The organism is Brevundimonas variabilis (assembly GCF_014199945.1).
Classification (GTDB): Bacteria; Pseudomonadota; Alphaproteobacteria; order Caulobacterales; family Caulobacteraceae; genus Brevundimonas; species Brevundimonas variabilis.
Window position 1 is genome coordinate 212660 of the sequence record NZ_JACHOR010000002.1, and the last position, 13343, is coordinate 226002.

A 13343-nucleotide genomic window follows, 5' to 3' on the forward strand; every position below is an offset into this window, starting at 1 on the left:
GCGGCCTTGGTGATATCTGCGCTGCGACTCGGGTACCGACCGGGGCCAGAACAGTCATCGCTGCTGGAGCCTGAAGGGCCTCCGCGACTGGCGCGATGTCCGCTGTTGCGCAACCGCCCAAAATAGCTGTGCCACCGAAGATCAAACCGCGCCGTGAAAGCTGCATGCAACGCCCTTGCCCATGACCAACCGAATTCGGGTTGTTCACCAAGCCGGTGACCCAATCAACCCGAGCCTTGGCGATCGGCCCGGGGTCGTTATGGTGAGCGGCAGGACAAGGGGACTGAACATGACGAGACTTTCGATGATTGTGGCCGCGATTGTGGTCTGCGCCGCGCCGGCGCTGGCGCAATCAGGCCAGACCACAGCGACAGGGCCAGCCCCGGTCCAACCCACGTTCGTGCAAGTGGGGCGACTTCTGGCCGATCCGGAAACCGGGACTGTACTGCGCGATAAAACTATCGTGATCGAAGGCACTCGGGTGGTCGAGATCCGAGATGGCTTCGTTGGCGAAGGACGGGTCATCGATCTGAGGGACGGTTTTGTGCTGCCGGGCCTGATCGACAGCCATGTCCACCTGACCAGCCAGCAGAATCCGAACGGACGGCTTGAGGAAGTTACCCAGTCCAATGCCGAGCAGGCGATGGTCGGAGCCCGATACGCTCGCAGGACATTGATGGCCGGCTTCACCACGGTTGCAGACCTCGGAGCCAGCAACGAAGCGATCTTTGCCCTGCGAGACGCGGTTCGACGCGGAGATGTGCCCGGGCCCCGGATCATTGCCTCGGGTTCGGCGGTGTCGGTCCATGGCGGGCACGGGGACATCAATGGCTTCCGCGAAGACGTCATGCACCTGCTATCGCCGGAAAGCGTCTGTTCGGGTGCCGAGGACTGTCGTCGTGCGGTCCGGCTGCAGGTGCGCGCCGGAGCGGACATCATCAAGATCACGGCGACGGGGGGCGTCCTTTCGAATACGGCGGCCGGGCTAAGCCAGCAGTTTACCGAGGACGAACTGGCGTCGATCGTCGAAGTGGCTCATCGGATGGGGCGGCAGGTCACAGCTCATGCCCATGGTGCCGACGGTATCAATGCCTTCCTGAAGGCTGGTGGCGATTCGATCGAGCACGGGACCTATCTCGACGACGAATCGATCCAGCTTTTCCGACGCGAGGGCGTCTATCTCGTGCCGACCCTGCTTGCGGGTGATTTCGTGGCGCGGGTCGCGTCAGGCCCGGACAATTTCTTCACGCCCGCCCAGACTGCCAAGGCCCTGGAGGCGGGACCCAAGATGTTGGACATGGCCCGTCGTGCTCATCAGGGCCGTGTGCGGATCGCGTTCGGAACGGACTCCGGAGTGTCTGCGCATGGTGACAATGCCCAGGAGTTCACGCTCCTCGTTCGTGCGGGCCTCACACCGCTTGAAGCGATTCAAGCGGCGACAGTGGACGCAGCGGCCCACCTTCAACTTGCGAACGAGGCGGGCCGGATTGCTCCGGGCATGCCAGCCGATCTGGTGGCTGTGCGCGGTGATCCATTGGCGGACGTGAGCGAACTGGAGCGGATGCGGTTCGTGATGAGGGCCGGCGTCGTTCATCGCGACGACCGCTGAATCAAAAAGGCCCGCCCGCTGGCTGGAGGGCGGGCCCAATCGATCGCAGTTCCGGGGATCAGGTGCTGCGAATCGATCCGTTCAGCCCGGCGGGGAAGAACCCACCGCTGGTCGCGCTGGCTGCAGCCGTCAGATAGACGATGTTCAGGACTTGCTGGGTCGTCCGGCTGTAGGCAATGCCGTTGGCGTCGAGCGGTACGATATTCGAAGCTGCGGTGTTGCCGGCTCCGGTCGGGCTGATGCCCTGATCCAGATCCGTCGAGCCATCGAGGCTGTCGCGCGCGTTGGAGATGGCGTCCGCGCCTGTGCGAAGCGCCGGGGTTGCAACGCCCTTGGCATAGAGAACCGTACGAACGAGACCGGCGTGATACGCTTCTGCTGCCAGAATGCCGGCCGCGGCTTCCAGATAGGTCTTGTTGTTCAGGAGCGGTGATGCCCCCTTATAGGCCGTGACGCCGACGTCCTCGAAGATATAGGCACCAAGCAGGAAGTTCTCGTCTGAGGCGTAGGGGTCAAAGGTGGCCCCTGCGCCAATCAGCCCTGCCGCGCGAGCCGCGTTCGAGAAGGCCGAATTCGGCCCGACCCCGACATCGATGGCTGGCTGGGCAACGGCGTTGCTTCCAAGCACCTGGCGCAGGAATTTGACGTGGACGATTTCATCCTGAGCGATCTCGTTGGCGTATTGCCGGACGACCGGATCGACGAATGCAACCTGACGCCCGCCAGTCACCGCTCCTTGCGTCCCCACACCTGTAAGGTCGGTTCCAGCGAGGCCTGTGCCGAATGCGGCAAAGGAATAGAACTGCGCCTCAAGATATTCCAGGTTCAGCGCAAAGTTCAGAACGGCGAAGTCGGCAGCTTCGTTACTGGGTGGCGGGTTTTGTGCGATGGCATTTCCGGCCGAACTGCCGCACGCGCTGAGGACAGCACCGCCGGCGGCCCCTACAGCAAATCCGCCGCTGAGCTTGAAGAAATTTCGACGATCATCGCGACGTTTAACACGTGCGTCGAGCGCATTCAGAATCAGATCGGTCTTGGACACGGCTTTGTTCCTCCAGTGGAACCAAAGCTACGTATCGAGGATGCTTTGGCCTCAGCTTGGCCATAAAAAAACTTGCCGCCGCCTTTGCGGCCCGACCGGAATGCTGCCCTGCACTTACGCCTGACAGGCGAGATCTCTTGCCATCCAAGCGTTTTTGAAAGCTAGGTCCGTTAACGAAGATTAAGGACCTGTTAAGCATGCGACGCGCCCTGCACATCGGAATTTTTGTCGGCACGCTGATCGGGATGTCCGCCTGCGCGACCATCGACAGGGTTCAGACTGCGGCCCATGTCTCGATCGAAGCCGTTCGGCTGGGGTGACAGCAAGGAAATCATGGCGAAAAGGGCGGACCTCGACTAAGAGAGTCCCTGCGGATGCCGACTGTCGCGCCGCGCCGGTTTCAAAACCCCCTCGATGTTACTGATCGCCACTGTCGTCGTTGTGCTCCTCGTAGTGCTTAACGGCGTGTTCGCCATGACTGAGCTGGCGGTCGTTTCGTCCCGAAAGTCCAAGCTCCAGAGCCGGGCCGAGCGCGGAGACAAGGGAGCACGCGCCGCACTCAAGCTGGCAGAAAACCCGACTCATTTTCTGTCTGCCGTTCAGGTGGGGATCACGTCGATCGGCATTCTTGCGGGTGCGTATGGTCAGGCCACGATCGCCGGCGAGCTCAATCTGATTCTCGAAGCGTCATTTCCGGCGGTGGCGGCCTACACCGAGGTGTTCTCGACGGCGCTTGTCGTTATCTGCATCACCTATGTTTCGCTTATCGTCGGCGAGCTGGTCCCAAAGCGGCTCGCCCTGATCTTCCCCGAAAGCATCGCCTCCAAGATGGCGGCGCCTATTTCGACCGTTGCCATCGTCCTTTATCCGTTCGTTCTTCTGCTCACCTCGTCCACCTCCGCGATCCTGAAACTGATGGGCGTGAAGGACCGGGATGGTTCTGACGTGACCCAGGAGGAGGTCGAAACCATGATCGCCGAGGGTACCTCGGCGGGCCTGATCGAACCTGAAGAGCAGACGATGATCGAGGAAATCCTGCGTCTGGGCGACCGCCCGATTCGGGTCGCCATGACACCGCGCCACCAGGTTTTCTGGGTCGCACTCGATGATTCCGATGCTGTCCTGCGCGAAGAGGTGAGAACCTGTCCCTATTCCCGGATCGTTGTGGCCCGTGAAAGCGACGTCGATAATCCGCTTGGCGTGGTCCACAAGAAGGACCTGCTGGACAGCCTGCTGGACAATGGCGAGTTCAATATCGAGAAGCATATTCAGCTTCCGGCCTTCATTCCCCAGTCGACCTCGGTGCTCAAGGCGCTGGAGATCCTGAAGTCTTCCAAGGTCCACATGGCCTTTCTGGTCGACGAGTTCGGAGCCTTCGAGGGCGTCGTGACGGCGACCGACCTGCTGGAAATGATCGCCGGAGACTTTGACGAGGGGCACGACGACGCCGAGCAGATGGTGCGGCAGCGTGAGGACGGATCCTGGGCGGTCGATGGCCAGACGGATCTGGATGAGCTTGCCGACATCCTTGGTGAAGATTTCGGGGAAGCCGAAGGTTTCCACACCATCGCAGGACTGGTGCTCCACCAACTGTCGCGCGTGCCCGATGAGGGCGAAATTCTTCAGCTCGGTCGGTTCGAGGTCGAGATCATCGATATGGACGATCGCCGCATCGACAAGCTGATCTTCCGTCAGATCGTGAAGCGTGAAGACGAGGCTCGCGCCGTCGCCGAGCATTTCGACGACTGAGGCTTCGTCCGGTTTGCGCTTGAAAACGCCAAGCCAGTCAGGCATACGCCCCGCTCTGGCGAATGGCGTGCGTCGAGGGGTAACCCGAGATGTAGGTCGTCCGTACGGGACCCTAGGAGTTTAGCTCAGCTGGTAGAGCACCGGTCTCCAAAACCGGGGGTCGTGGGTTCGAATCCCCCAACTCCTGCCATCCCCTGTCGTATCCGTGTGGAAGTCCCCATCTGGGGCGACAGGACCAAGACGATGAAGAGACCCTGATGGCCAAGGCCAAGACACCCGGCGGACGTCGCCCCTCGATGGGGGCCAAGGTCCAGAGCGCGGCAGCCGGTCAGACGGTCACCGTCGATGCGCCTGCGCCCAAGAAACGCACCTCGCCTGGCCAGTTTGTCAGCCAGGTCCAGGCCGAGGGTCGCAAGATCGTATGGCCTTCGCGCAAGGAAACCTGGATCACGTCGGTGATGGTGTTCATCATGGTTGTTCTAGCCGCCATTTTCTTCTGGATCGTGGACACGGGCCTTGGCTTCGCGTTCCGCCAGATCATCTCGTTCGGCTCCTGAGGAGGGCTCCCCCATGACCGACGTCGCACTCGACACCAAGCCCGCCACCAACCCGCGGCACAAGTGGTACATCGTCCACGCCTATTCCAACTTCGAAAAGAAGGTGGCCCAGCACTTGACCGATCAGGCCAAACAGCAGGGCCTGTCCGACTGTTTCTCCGAAATCCTGGTTCCGACCGAGGACGTCGTCGAGATCCGTCGTGGCCGCAAGGTGAATTCCGAGCGCAAGTTCTTCCCTGGCTATGTGCTGGTGAAGATGGAACTGACTGACGACGCGTATCACCTGGTCAAGAACACGCCCAAGGTCACGGGCTTCCTTGGCGCTGCAGGCGGCACCAAGCCGCTGCCCGTGTCGGAGCGCGAAGTCCAGAACATCATCGGTGCGGTGCAGGAAGGCGTCGAGCGTCCCAAGCCCACGATCCGCTTCGACATCGGCGAAACCGTCAAGGTCATCGACGGACCGTTTGCCAGCTTCGAAGGCCAGGTCGAGAGCGTGGACGAAGGCGCGGCCCGCCTGCGCGTCGCCGTATCGATCTTTGGCCGTCCCACGCCCGTCGACCTCGAATACAATCAGGTCGAAAAGAACGCGGGCTAAAGGCCCGCTATCTTCCCATCTCACGTCGGCGAGGGGATGCGTTGCTTCGCGTTCCCCCCTCTGCTACACGCGCGCCTCCCATAGCTCCGGCTGTGGGACAAATCCGTGGGAGGCAGCCATGCCGCACCACGGCTCACCGGCCCGGACTGAACCCCGGACCTTCATCAGGAGAGACCAATGGCCAAGAAGATCCTCGGCTATATCAAGCTGCAGGTGCCAGCCGGTTCCGCAACGCCTTCGCCCCCGATCGGGCCGGCACTCGGACAGCGCGGCGTCAACATCATGGGCTTCGTCAAGGAGTTCAACGCGCGTACCGAGAAGGAAGTCAAAGGCACGCCCCTGCCGACCGTGATCACGGTCTACCAGGACAAAAGCTTTACCTTCGTCACCAAGACCCCGCCCGCGACCCACTATCTGAAGCAGGCCGTCGGCATCACATCCGGCGCCAAGCTCACGGGCCGCGAGACGGTCGGCAAGGTTACCCGCACGCAGCTGCGCGAGATCGCCGAGAAGAAGATGAAGGATCTGAACGCCAACGACATCGAGGCTGCGGCCAAGATCATCGAAGGCTCGGCCCGCGCGATGGGCCTGAACGTGGTGGAGAAGTAAGCCATGGCCAAGTCAACAAAGCGCATCCAGGCCCGCACGCACGACAACGTCGCCCTGCTGGCCTGCTCCGACGCCGTGAAGATGGTCAAGGACAACGCATCGGCCAAGTTCGATGAGTCGATCGAGATCGCCGTCAACCTTGGTGTCGATCCCCGTCACGCTGACCAGCAGGTCCGCGGCGTGGTCAACCTGCCGTCGGGCACAGGCCGTGACGTTCGCGTCGCCGTCTTCGCCAAGGACGCCAAGGCCGCCGAAGCCCTTGCGGCCGGCGCCGACGTCGTGGGTGCCGAAGATCTGTACGAGCGGATCAATGGCGGCTTCATGGACTTCGATCGCGTCATCGCCTCGCCGGACATGATGGCCCTCGTTGGTCGTCTGGGTAAGGTGCTCGGCCCGCGCGGCATGATGCCCAACCCCAAGGTCGGAACCGTGACCCCGAACGTCGCCCAGGCCGTCAAGGACGCCAAGGGCGGTGCCGTCGAGTTTCGCGTCGAGAAGGCCGGTATTGCTCACGGAGGTATCGGCAAGGCCTCCTTCACCCAGGAAGCCCTCGAAGCGAACGTCAAGGCTTACGTCGACGCCCTGCAGAAGGCCAAGCCGGCCGGTGCCAAGGGGACCTACGTCAAGCGCATCACCCTGTCGTCCACGATGGGCCCGGGCGTGAAGGTCGATCCGGCGTCGCTGACGGCCTGAGGGTCGTTTGATCGCAAATGAAACGGGGCGGTGGTCGCAAGGCCACCGCCCTTTTTCATGGCTTCAGGGCAGCATCATGTACTGACGCTGGGCCTGCATCATCGCCGTGATCAGGGCCTTTTCACCTTCGGCGAGGAACGGGTTCCAGACGTCGAAGATCAGGATCACACGAAGGGCATCGGCGTCGTTCCAGGCTTCGTGCTCGATCGTGTCGTCGAACACCCAGGCCTGGCCGATCTCCCAGTCACGGGTTGTGTTGCCGACCCGGAAGCGCGCGGGGCCCGGCAGGATGAGGGGCAGATGGCAGAGCAGGCGCACATTGGCCGAGCCTGTGTGGGGCGGGATGTGAGTATGGGGCTCCAGCGCCGAGAACACTGCCGTCGGAGCAAAGGACTCCTGCCGGGCCATGGGCAGGCTCTCCAGCAGGGCCGTGGTGCCCGGACAGCGGGCACAGACGTCAGACTGGCGTTGGCCATCCTTCCAGAGGAACAGCGAGGTCCATTTGCGGGAGTGGTTCAACTCGCCCCACTGATTGACCGGAGCCTCGGGCGGATAGGCGATATAGGGGGCAAACTCGTCGAAGGCCGTGTCCAACAGCGTGGCCAGTTCGTCCTGGATCAATGGCGTGGCAGCCTCGAGCTCGCCCAGCCAGGGGAAGAGTGCCCGGTCATAGAAGGGAATGGCGGGCAGGCGAGGGTAGTTCAGAAGGATCGGTTCCTGCCTTGGCGCGACCTTCAGCCCGGCATAGATGTCCAGGCCCTCATCGAACCGGTCCAGCGTTACGGCATCGACCGTGTCTCGCAACTCAACAACTGCGCGGCGCATGTGCTCCCTCAGGGCCTCGGCGTCACGGCGGACAAGATCGGTGGCGTAGTCGATCTGAGCGATCAGACCTGGCGGGCAGCGTTCCCTTGGCGGTGCGATTTTCAGCGCGTTGCGATAGACGGGCACGGCCGCTCGCGCCTGTCCTACCTTTTCCAGCAGGGATGCCTTCGACAGCAGGGCCACGAAATCATAGGGCTGCATTGCAAGCGCCCGATCGATCTGTACGAGAGCGCCGCGGAAGTCCCCGTTCAGCCGAAGAGCGAGCGCACGGTTGAGAGTACCGCCATGGCTTGGTGCGATGGCATCGGCGCGATCGAGCAGTCCAATCGCGGTGGCCGTGTCCTTGCGGGCCAAGGCCTCACCTGCGCGCCGGAGATAGTCCGCCTGATCGGTCATGGGGTCCATAGTGCGCGTCCCTCGCCTTAGGAGACTCGCGTTCTGTCTCTGCCGTCAGCGCACACAGGTCAACGGGAAGCATTGGTCATCGAACGGTACTCTGGATATTATTGTGTCCTGTGGCCGTTGGGAAACGGGCGTCGCAGATGCTCAGGGAGTTGGACTTAGCGGCAAGATCGGCCTTGAGTTCGCGGCAGCAGCGTGTATAGAGCGCCCCTTCCCGTCGTGACCCCGGTCCCGACGGTCCTGTCCGAGAACCGTGGGGCACGGGGGTCACCCGAGCCGTAAGCGCCAGAGAGCCCTCTGGTACCGTGGGGAGATGGGGACGCAAAGGCAGCCGTCGGTCCCGCGATCCGGGACGGACCCACGTCGGACGCATCCTTCGGACATCGCTACCGGTCTGGTCGTCGCGCGGAAACGTGCGCTGATCCGACCATATCGTCTTCGGGAATAAGCCCGGCGGCGAACTCTAGACTGGAGACCGCAATGGACCGCGCACAAAAAGCCGAGTCGATCGAGACGCTCAAGGGCGTGTTCGCAGACGCCGGTGCCGTGGTCGTGGCCCATAACCTGGGCCTGACCGTTGCGGACATGGAAGACCTGCGTGGACGCCTCCGCAAGGAAGGCGGCGCATTCAAGGTGGTCAAGAACCGCCTGGCGCTCAAGGCGCTCGACGTATCCGAAGGCTCGGCGCACCACGCCCTGTTCAAGGGTCCGGTGGGCATCGCCTATGCACCGGACGCCGTGACTGCCGCCAAGGTCACCGCAGAATTCGCCAAGGGCAACGACAAGTTCGTCGTCCAGGGTGGCTTCATGGGTGACAAGGTTCTGGACGCTGCGGGCATCTCGACGCTGTCGAAACTGCCTTCGCTGGATCAGATCCGCGCTTCGCTGCTTGGCCTGCTCAATGCACCTGCGACCAAGGTTGCCGGTGTTGTTCAGGCTCCGGCTTCCCAACTGGCCCGCGTGTTCAGCGCCTATGCCACCAAGGACGCCGCGTAAGCGACCCTTCCATCTTCGCAAATCTCTAAACCTCATCTTCCGAAGGAAAATCCGAAATGACCGACCTGTCCAAGATCGTCGAAGACCTGTCCAAGCTGACCGTCCTCGAAGCTGCCGAACTGTCCAAGCTGCTTGAAGAAAAGTGGGGCGTCTCTGCTGCTGCTCCCGTCGCCATGGCGATGCCTGCCGGTGGCGCTGCTGCCCCTGCCGAAGCTGCTGAAGAGCAAACCGAGTTCACCGTTGTCCTGGTCGACGGCGGCGACAAGAAGATCAACGTGATCAAGGAAGTCCGTGGCGTGCGTTCGGACCTGGGTCTGAAAGAAGCCAAGGACCTGGTCGAAGCTGCTCCGACCAACGTCGTCGAGAACGTCTCCAAGCAGACCGCCGACGAAATCAAGAAGAAGCTGGAAGAAGCCGGCGCCAAGATCGAAATCAAGTAAGTTCGATCCTGTTTCCGCTGCCTCCGGTCAGGGGGCAGCGGCTGTCGAAGCGGGTCCGGTGGGAAACCATCGGGCCCGTTTTCGTATGCGTGGGTGGCGATGACACCGGAGGGACCCCATCTGGAGCTTTCCCCCAACGAAAGACGGCCCCATGAATATTCTGATGGTTCTGACCTCGCACGACCAACTTGGCGACACCGGCAAGAAGACCGGTTTCTGGCTCGAGGAGTTCGCTGCGCCGTATTATGTCCTCAAGGATGCTGGCGCCGATGTTGTTCTGGCGTCACCAAAGGGAGGCCAGCCACCCCTGGATCCCAAGAGCGACGAGCCTGACGCCCAGACGGATGCCACCCGCCGGTTCAAGGACGATGATGCCGCTCAAAAGGCGCTTGCCGAAACCGTCCGACTGGACAGCGTCAAGGCCGATGATTTCGATGCCGTCTTCTATCCCGGCGGTCACGGACCCCTGTGGGATCTCGCCGAAGACCAGACCTCGATCAAACTGATCGAAGCCTTTGCCAGCAGCAACAAGCCGATCGGTGCCGTGTGTCATGCTCCGGGCGTGCTTCGGCATGTAAAGGCCGCGGACGGCGCATTCCTGGTCAAGGGCCGCAAGGTCGCGGGCTTCACCAACTCCGAAGAGGAGGCCGTCGGCTTGACGGACATCGTCCCGTTCCTTGTCGAGGACATGCTCAAGGCCAACGGCGGCGACTACTCAAAGGGCGCAGACTGGTCGTCCCATGTGGTCACTGACGGCAAGCTCGTGACGGGCCAGAACCCTCAATCGTCTGAAGAAGCGGCCAAGGCCCTTCTGGCCCTGCTGGGGTGAGGTCAGGCCGGATTTTGGGCGGCGCGGATGAGACAGGCCACAAAGCCGGCTTCATCATCAAAGCGGGCCACGACCGGCCATGAAGTGACGCGGGTGCGCCATGCGGGGGGCAGGCGCACCCAGTCTTTCTCAGTCGTGACCAGACCAGCATCAAACAGCGCCGCACGATCGCGAAGGAAGACCAGGTCCTCCTCACGGTAGTTGGCGTGGTCTGGAAAGGGCGCGAAATCCTTCAGGTCGCACCCGGCGGCGACAAGTGCGCGCTCGACCTTCCATGGTTTGGCGATCCCGGCAAACCCGACCTGAGGGCCCTGCGGCGGTGGCCCTACGGGCATCAGTCGGGCGATGAACACGGGCAGCTCGCGGAACAGGGCGATCAGATCGGACTCAGGGGCTGGATGATCGGCCGGCAGCAGCACCACGACCGCATCGGCACGCTCAAGACCCGCCCGTAACGGCTCGCGCATGGGGCCGGCCGGAAAGACCGATCCATCGCCGAAGGGCCATTCTTCGGCTCGGGTTTCGCCATCGACGACGATGAGGCTCAGTGTCTTTCGCAGCGCCATATTCTGGTGGGCATCGTCCAGGACCAGCGCCCCAGCCCCGGCGAGGATTGCAGCGCGCGCGCCGGCAACACGATCACGCGCGATCCAGACCGGCGCGTCCGCCGCCAGCATCAGCGGTTCATCGCCGACATCCGCGGCTGAGTGGCTGGCAGAGTTGACCTGAACCGGCCCTTCCAGGCGTCCGCCGTACCCGCGAGACAGGGCCTGGGCGTTGATGTCTTGCGTGCGTAGCAGGCGGAGGATTTCGCGGGCGACCGGGGTCTTGCCGGATCCACCGACGGTGAGATTGCCGACAGAAATTACCGGAATGCCAACGTCGACAGGTCGAGCGCAGGCAATGCGGCAGGCGGTGGCTGTGGCCCAGAGCCATGATGCGGGCTTGAGCAGCATTCGGGTGATGCGCGCATGTTTCGGGTTGCGCTCGTACCACCAGCGGGGCGTGGACAGCTTCATGGGCGTGCCGATCCGCGATCCGGCGGAAGCAGGGCCTGGAGCCCATCCCACAGGCGCTCGAGGCCGGCTCCGGCATCCGCTGCTGCCCGCCTGGCGCGCTCACCCATGGCGCGGGCTGTCGCTGGATCGGCAAGCAGGGCAGAAATGATCACTGTCAGATCGGCCGGGTGCTCGACGACCGACAGACCGCCCGCCGTGCGCAGATCGGCCGTGACGGTTGCCCAGTTTGCAGCATCGGGCCCTGCGATCATCGGCTTGCCAAGCCGCGCGGGCTCCAGCGGATTATGCCCGCCCACCGGTGCAAGCGCGAGACTGGAACCAAAGCTCCCGCCCATGACGACCACATCGGCCAGACGCAGGAACAGGCCCAGCTCACCAAGGGTATCGGCCACATAGAGGTCCGTATCCGCACCAAGCTTGCCGCCCCGGGACCGCAGGACGAACCGATAGCCCTCACGCGTCAGGGCGGTTGCGATCTCTGTTCCTCTCTCGGGATGGCGCGGGACCAGAATCAGGCAGATGCGGTCCGCCAGACCATCAAGGGCGTGGACGATGGCCAGTTCCTCGCCCGGGTGGGTACTGGCGGCGACCACGACGGGCCTGTCGCCTATGGCCGCCGAGAGATGGCTGAAGGCGGCTGTGTCGTGGGGCAGGGGCCCGCCGGACAGTTTCAGGTTCACCAACCCGTCGATCCGGGCGCCGAGCGCCTCGAGCCGTGCAGCAGAGGCCTCGTCCTGGGGCATGACGCGGTCAAAGGCGGACAGGATCTGCCGGGCCATGCCCGGCACCTTTCGCCAGCCATCGGCTGTCTTCTCGGTGATCCTGGCGCTGACGAGGGCGAGCCTGACGCCGCGCGTCCTGGCTGCCGTGATCAGGTTTGGCCAGAGTTCGCTTTCGACGAAGACGCCAAGGCCGGGTTGCCAGTGATCGAGAAACCGTGACACGGCGACGGGACCGTCGACCGGCGCAAACTGGTGAATGACGCCCTGTGGCAACCGGCGGCCAAGAAGTTCGGCCGAGGTGCGCGTGCCCGACGTCACAAGAAGGGTCAGGTCGGGCCTGAGCTTCTGAAAGCGTTCCACGACTGGCAGCAACGACAGGGTTTCGCCAACGCTGACACCATGCAGCCAGACAAGATCGCCAGCGGGACGGGGGCTGCCCGCAATGCCCAGCCGTTCATCGACACGGGCATGGTCTTCCTTTCCCTGTTTGACGCGGGCGTCGAGCAGGCGGGGAGCCAGCGGCTCGAGAAGCTTCGTCAACAGGCGATAGGCGACGAGGGCTGGGCTCATCACAGGCGTGGAGCCCCCGTGATGGCGTCGGCGCGGGCTTCGGCAGCGGTCAGGCGATCCGTCCATTCCGCAACGACCGACGGTATGTCGCCATTGGGCGGAAACCGGTCCAGATCATAGACGATCGCACCCTTGCCGAAGGGAAGCGGCAGGAGGGCCCGGTCCCAGCTGTTAAGGCGGATGGACGGCTTGCAGCTCAGGCCGATGAAGACGACGGGCGCACCAGAAATCTTCGCCAGCAATGGCAACCCCTCGGCCATCTGGCGCGCCGGCCCGCGGGGGCCATCCGGGGTGACCGCCAGCGCACCGACCTTCAACTGCTTCAGGCCGTCGCGCAGGGCCTGTGCACCGCCCTTGGCCTGACCCGACTTGTCCTTGTTCGCAGAAGACCCTCGTACCGACGGGATGCCCAGCAACCCCACGGCACGGGCAATGAACTGTCCGTCCGGAGACAGCGACACCAGAGCCTTCACTGGCTGGGCCCTGTCCAGCGGCCAAGAGGCCGGACTGAGGGCGATCCGTGAATGCCAGAAGGCGCAGAGGACGCCGCCGCCGTCCCGCCAGACCTGTTCGACGAGCGGGCGACCTTCAAAGGTCCATCGGATCGTGGCGAAGCAGAACGTCATCCATCCCGCGAGAATATGGGCGAGACACGCCTGTATGACCGGGTTTCGGAGCGGCCTCAT

The 13343-nt window shown here is 63.2% G+C and carries 15 protein-coding genes and 1 tRNA gene; 11 read left to right on the forward strand and 5 right to left on the reverse strand.

Annotated features, from left to right (window positions below; all coding sequences use genetic code 11):
• The first annotated feature begins 289 nt into the window (after positions 1-289).
• Positions 290-1609, forward strand: coding sequence for a metal-dependent hydrolase family protein (locus GGR13_RS05725; RefSeq protein WP_183212546.1), 1320 nt, complete (start codon positions 290-292; stop codon positions 1607-1609).
• Between the two features lie 58 nt (positions 1610-1667).
• Here GGR13_RS05725 and GGR13_RS05730 read toward each other — a convergent pair whose 3' ends face one another.
• Positions 1668-2651: a ferritin-like domain-containing protein gene (locus GGR13_RS05730; RefSeq protein ID WP_183212547.1), complete on the reverse strand. Its 984-nt coding sequence runs from the start codon at positions 2649-2651 to the stop codon at positions 1668-1670.
• A gap of 197 nt (positions 2652-2848) precedes the next feature.
• On the opposite strand from GGR13_RS05730, the gene GGR13_RS16735 reads away from it, so the two are divergent.
• From GGR13_RS16735 to rplA, 7 genes are all read left to right on the forward strand, one after another.
• Positions 2849-2971, forward strand: a complete 123-nt coding sequence (locus GGR13_RS16735; protein WP_281380552.1) for a hypothetical protein — start codon at positions 2849-2851, stop codon at positions 2969-2971.
• A gap of 94 nt (positions 2972-3065) precedes the next feature.
• Positions 3066-4400 (forward strand): hemolysin family protein, encoded by a 1335-nt coding sequence (locus GGR13_RS05735; RefSeq protein ID WP_183212548.1) that lies wholly within the window; start codon positions 3066-3068, stop codon positions 4398-4400.
• Positions 4401-4514: 114 nt separating this feature from the next.
• Positions 4515-4590 (forward strand) — tRNA-Trp (locus GGR13_RS05740).
• Positions 4591-4657: 67 nt separating this feature from the next.
• The gene (secE, locus tag GGR13_RS05745; RefSeq protein WP_183212549.1) at positions 4658-4957 is read left to right on the forward strand and encodes a preprotein translocase subunit SecE; all 300 of its coding nucleotides are present in this window, start codon (positions 4658-4660) and stop codon (positions 4955-4957) included.
• A gap of 13 nt (positions 4958-4970) precedes the next feature.
• Positions 4971-5552: a transcription termination/antitermination protein NusG gene (gene nusG / locus GGR13_RS05750; protein WP_183212550.1), complete on the forward strand. Its 582-nt coding sequence runs from the start codon at positions 4971-4973 to the stop codon at positions 5550-5552.
• A 177-nt stretch (positions 5553-5729) separates the two neighbouring features.
• Positions 5730-6161 (forward strand): 50S ribosomal protein L11, encoded by a 432-nt coding sequence (gene rplK / locus GGR13_RS05755; RefSeq protein ID WP_183212551.1) that lies wholly within the window; start codon positions 5730-5732, stop codon positions 6159-6161.
• A gap of 3 nt (positions 6162-6164) precedes the next feature.
• On the forward strand, positions 6165-6854 hold the full coding sequence (gene rplA / locus GGR13_RS05760) for a 50S ribosomal protein L1 (RefSeq protein WP_183212552.1): 690 nt from the start codon (positions 6165-6167) through the stop codon (positions 6852-6854).
• A 63-nt stretch (positions 6855-6917) separates the two neighbouring features.
• On the opposite strand, the gene GGR13_RS05765 is transcribed toward rplA, so the two are convergent.
• Positions 6918-8084, reverse strand: a complete 1167-nt coding sequence (locus tag GGR13_RS05765) for an aspartyl/asparaginyl beta-hydroxylase domain-containing protein (RefSeq protein ID WP_246347713.1) — start codon at positions 8082-8084, stop codon at positions 6918-6920.
• A 477-nt stretch (positions 8085-8561) separates the two neighbouring features.
• Between GGR13_RS05765 and rplJ the strand changes: the two genes are divergently transcribed.
• The 3 genes from rplJ to GGR13_RS05780 all read left to right on the forward strand — a co-directional run bounded on the left by rplJ (position 8562) and on the right by GGR13_RS05780 (position 10346).
• Positions 8562-9077, forward strand: a complete 516-nt coding sequence (rplJ, locus tag GGR13_RS05770) for a 50S ribosomal protein L10 (RefSeq protein ID WP_183212553.1) — start codon at positions 8562-8564, stop codon at positions 9075-9077.
• 56 nt (positions 9078-9133) lie between these two features.
• Positions 9134-9517: a 50S ribosomal protein L7/L12 gene (gene rplL / locus GGR13_RS05775; RefSeq protein WP_183212554.1), complete on the forward strand. Its 384-nt coding sequence runs from the start codon at positions 9134-9136 to the stop codon at positions 9515-9517.
• A gap of 151 nt (positions 9518-9668) precedes the next feature.
• On the forward strand, positions 9669-10346 hold the full coding sequence (locus tag GGR13_RS05780) for a type 1 glutamine amidotransferase domain-containing protein (protein ID WP_183212555.1): 678 nt from the start codon (positions 9669-9671) through the stop codon (positions 10344-10346).
• Between the two features lie 2 nt (positions 10347-10348).
• Here GGR13_RS05780 and lpxK read toward each other — a convergent pair whose 3' ends face one another.
• Genes lpxK through GGR13_RS05795 form a run of 3 tightly spaced genes read right to left on the reverse strand, consistent with a single transcriptional unit; the run spans position 10349 to position 13343 of the window.
• On the reverse strand, positions 10349-11365 hold the full coding sequence (gene lpxK, locus GGR13_RS05785; RefSeq protein WP_183212556.1) for a tetraacyldisaccharide 4'-kinase: 1017 nt from the start codon (positions 11363-11365) through the stop codon (positions 10349-10351).
• Complete coding sequence (locus GGR13_RS05790) at positions 11362-12657, reverse strand: 3-deoxy-D-manno-octulosonic acid transferase (RefSeq protein WP_183212557.1); 1296 nt, start codon at positions 12655-12657, stop codon at positions 11362-11364. Before GGR13_RS05790 ends, lpxK begins: the two co-directional genes overlap by 4 nt.
• The gene (locus tag GGR13_RS05795; protein ID WP_183212558.1) at positions 12657-13343 is read right to left on the reverse strand and encodes a lysophospholipid acyltransferase family protein; all 687 of its coding nucleotides are present in this window, start codon (positions 13341-13343) and stop codon (positions 12657-12659) included. The genes GGR13_RS05790 and GGR13_RS05795 overlap by 1 nt, the downstream gene beginning before the upstream one ends.

Coding starts and splice junctions, on each gene's coding strand:
- GGR13_RS05725 (WP_183212546.1), top strand. CDS start 290: ATGACGAGACTTTCGATGATTGTGGCCGCGATTGTGGTCTGCGCCGCG.
- GGR13_RS16735 (WP_281380552.1), top strand. CDS start 2,849: ATGCGACGCGCCCTGCACATCGGAATTTTTGTCGGCACGCTGATCGGG.
- GGR13_RS05735 (WP_183212548.1), top strand. CDS start 3,066: ATGTTACTGATCGCCACTGTCGTCGTTGTGCTCCTCGTAGTGCTTAAC.
- secE (WP_183212549.1), top strand. CDS start 4,658: ATGGCCAAGGCCAAGACACCCGGCGGACGTCGCCCCTCGATGGGGGCC.
- nusG (WP_183212550.1), top strand. CDS start 4,971: ATGACCGACGTCGCACTCGACACCAAGCCCGCCACCAACCCGCGGCAC.
- rplK (WP_183212551.1), top strand. CDS start 5,730: ATGGCCAAGAAGATCCTCGGCTATATCAAGCTGCAGGTGCCAGCCGGT.
- rplA (WP_183212552.1), top strand. CDS start 6,165: ATGGCCAAGTCAACAAAGCGCATCCAGGCCCGCACGCACGACAACGTC.
- GGR13_RS05765 (WP_246347713.1), bottom strand. CDS start 8,084: ATGGACCCCATGACCGATCAGGCGGACTATCTCCGGCGCGCAGGTGAG.
- rplJ (WP_183212553.1), top strand. CDS start 8,562: ATGGACCGCGCACAAAAAGCCGAGTCGATCGAGACGCTCAAGGGCGTG.
- rplL (WP_183212554.1), top strand. CDS start 9,134: ATGACCGACCTGTCCAAGATCGTCGAAGACCTGTCCAAGCTGACCGTC.
- GGR13_RS05780 (WP_183212555.1), top strand. CDS start 9,669: ATGAATATTCTGATGGTTCTGACCTCGCACGACCAACTTGGCGACACC.
- lpxK (WP_183212556.1), bottom strand. CDS start 11,365: ATGAAGCTGTCCACGCCCCGCTGGTGGTACGAGCGCAACCCGAAACAT.
- GGR13_RS05790 (WP_183212557.1), bottom strand. CDS start 12,657: ATGAGCCCAGCCCTCGTCGCCTATCGCCTGTTGACGAAGCTTCTCGAG.
- GGR13_RS05795 (WP_183212558.1), bottom strand. CDS start 13,343: ATGAGGCCGCTCCGAAACCCGGTCATACAGGCGTGTCTCGCCCATATT.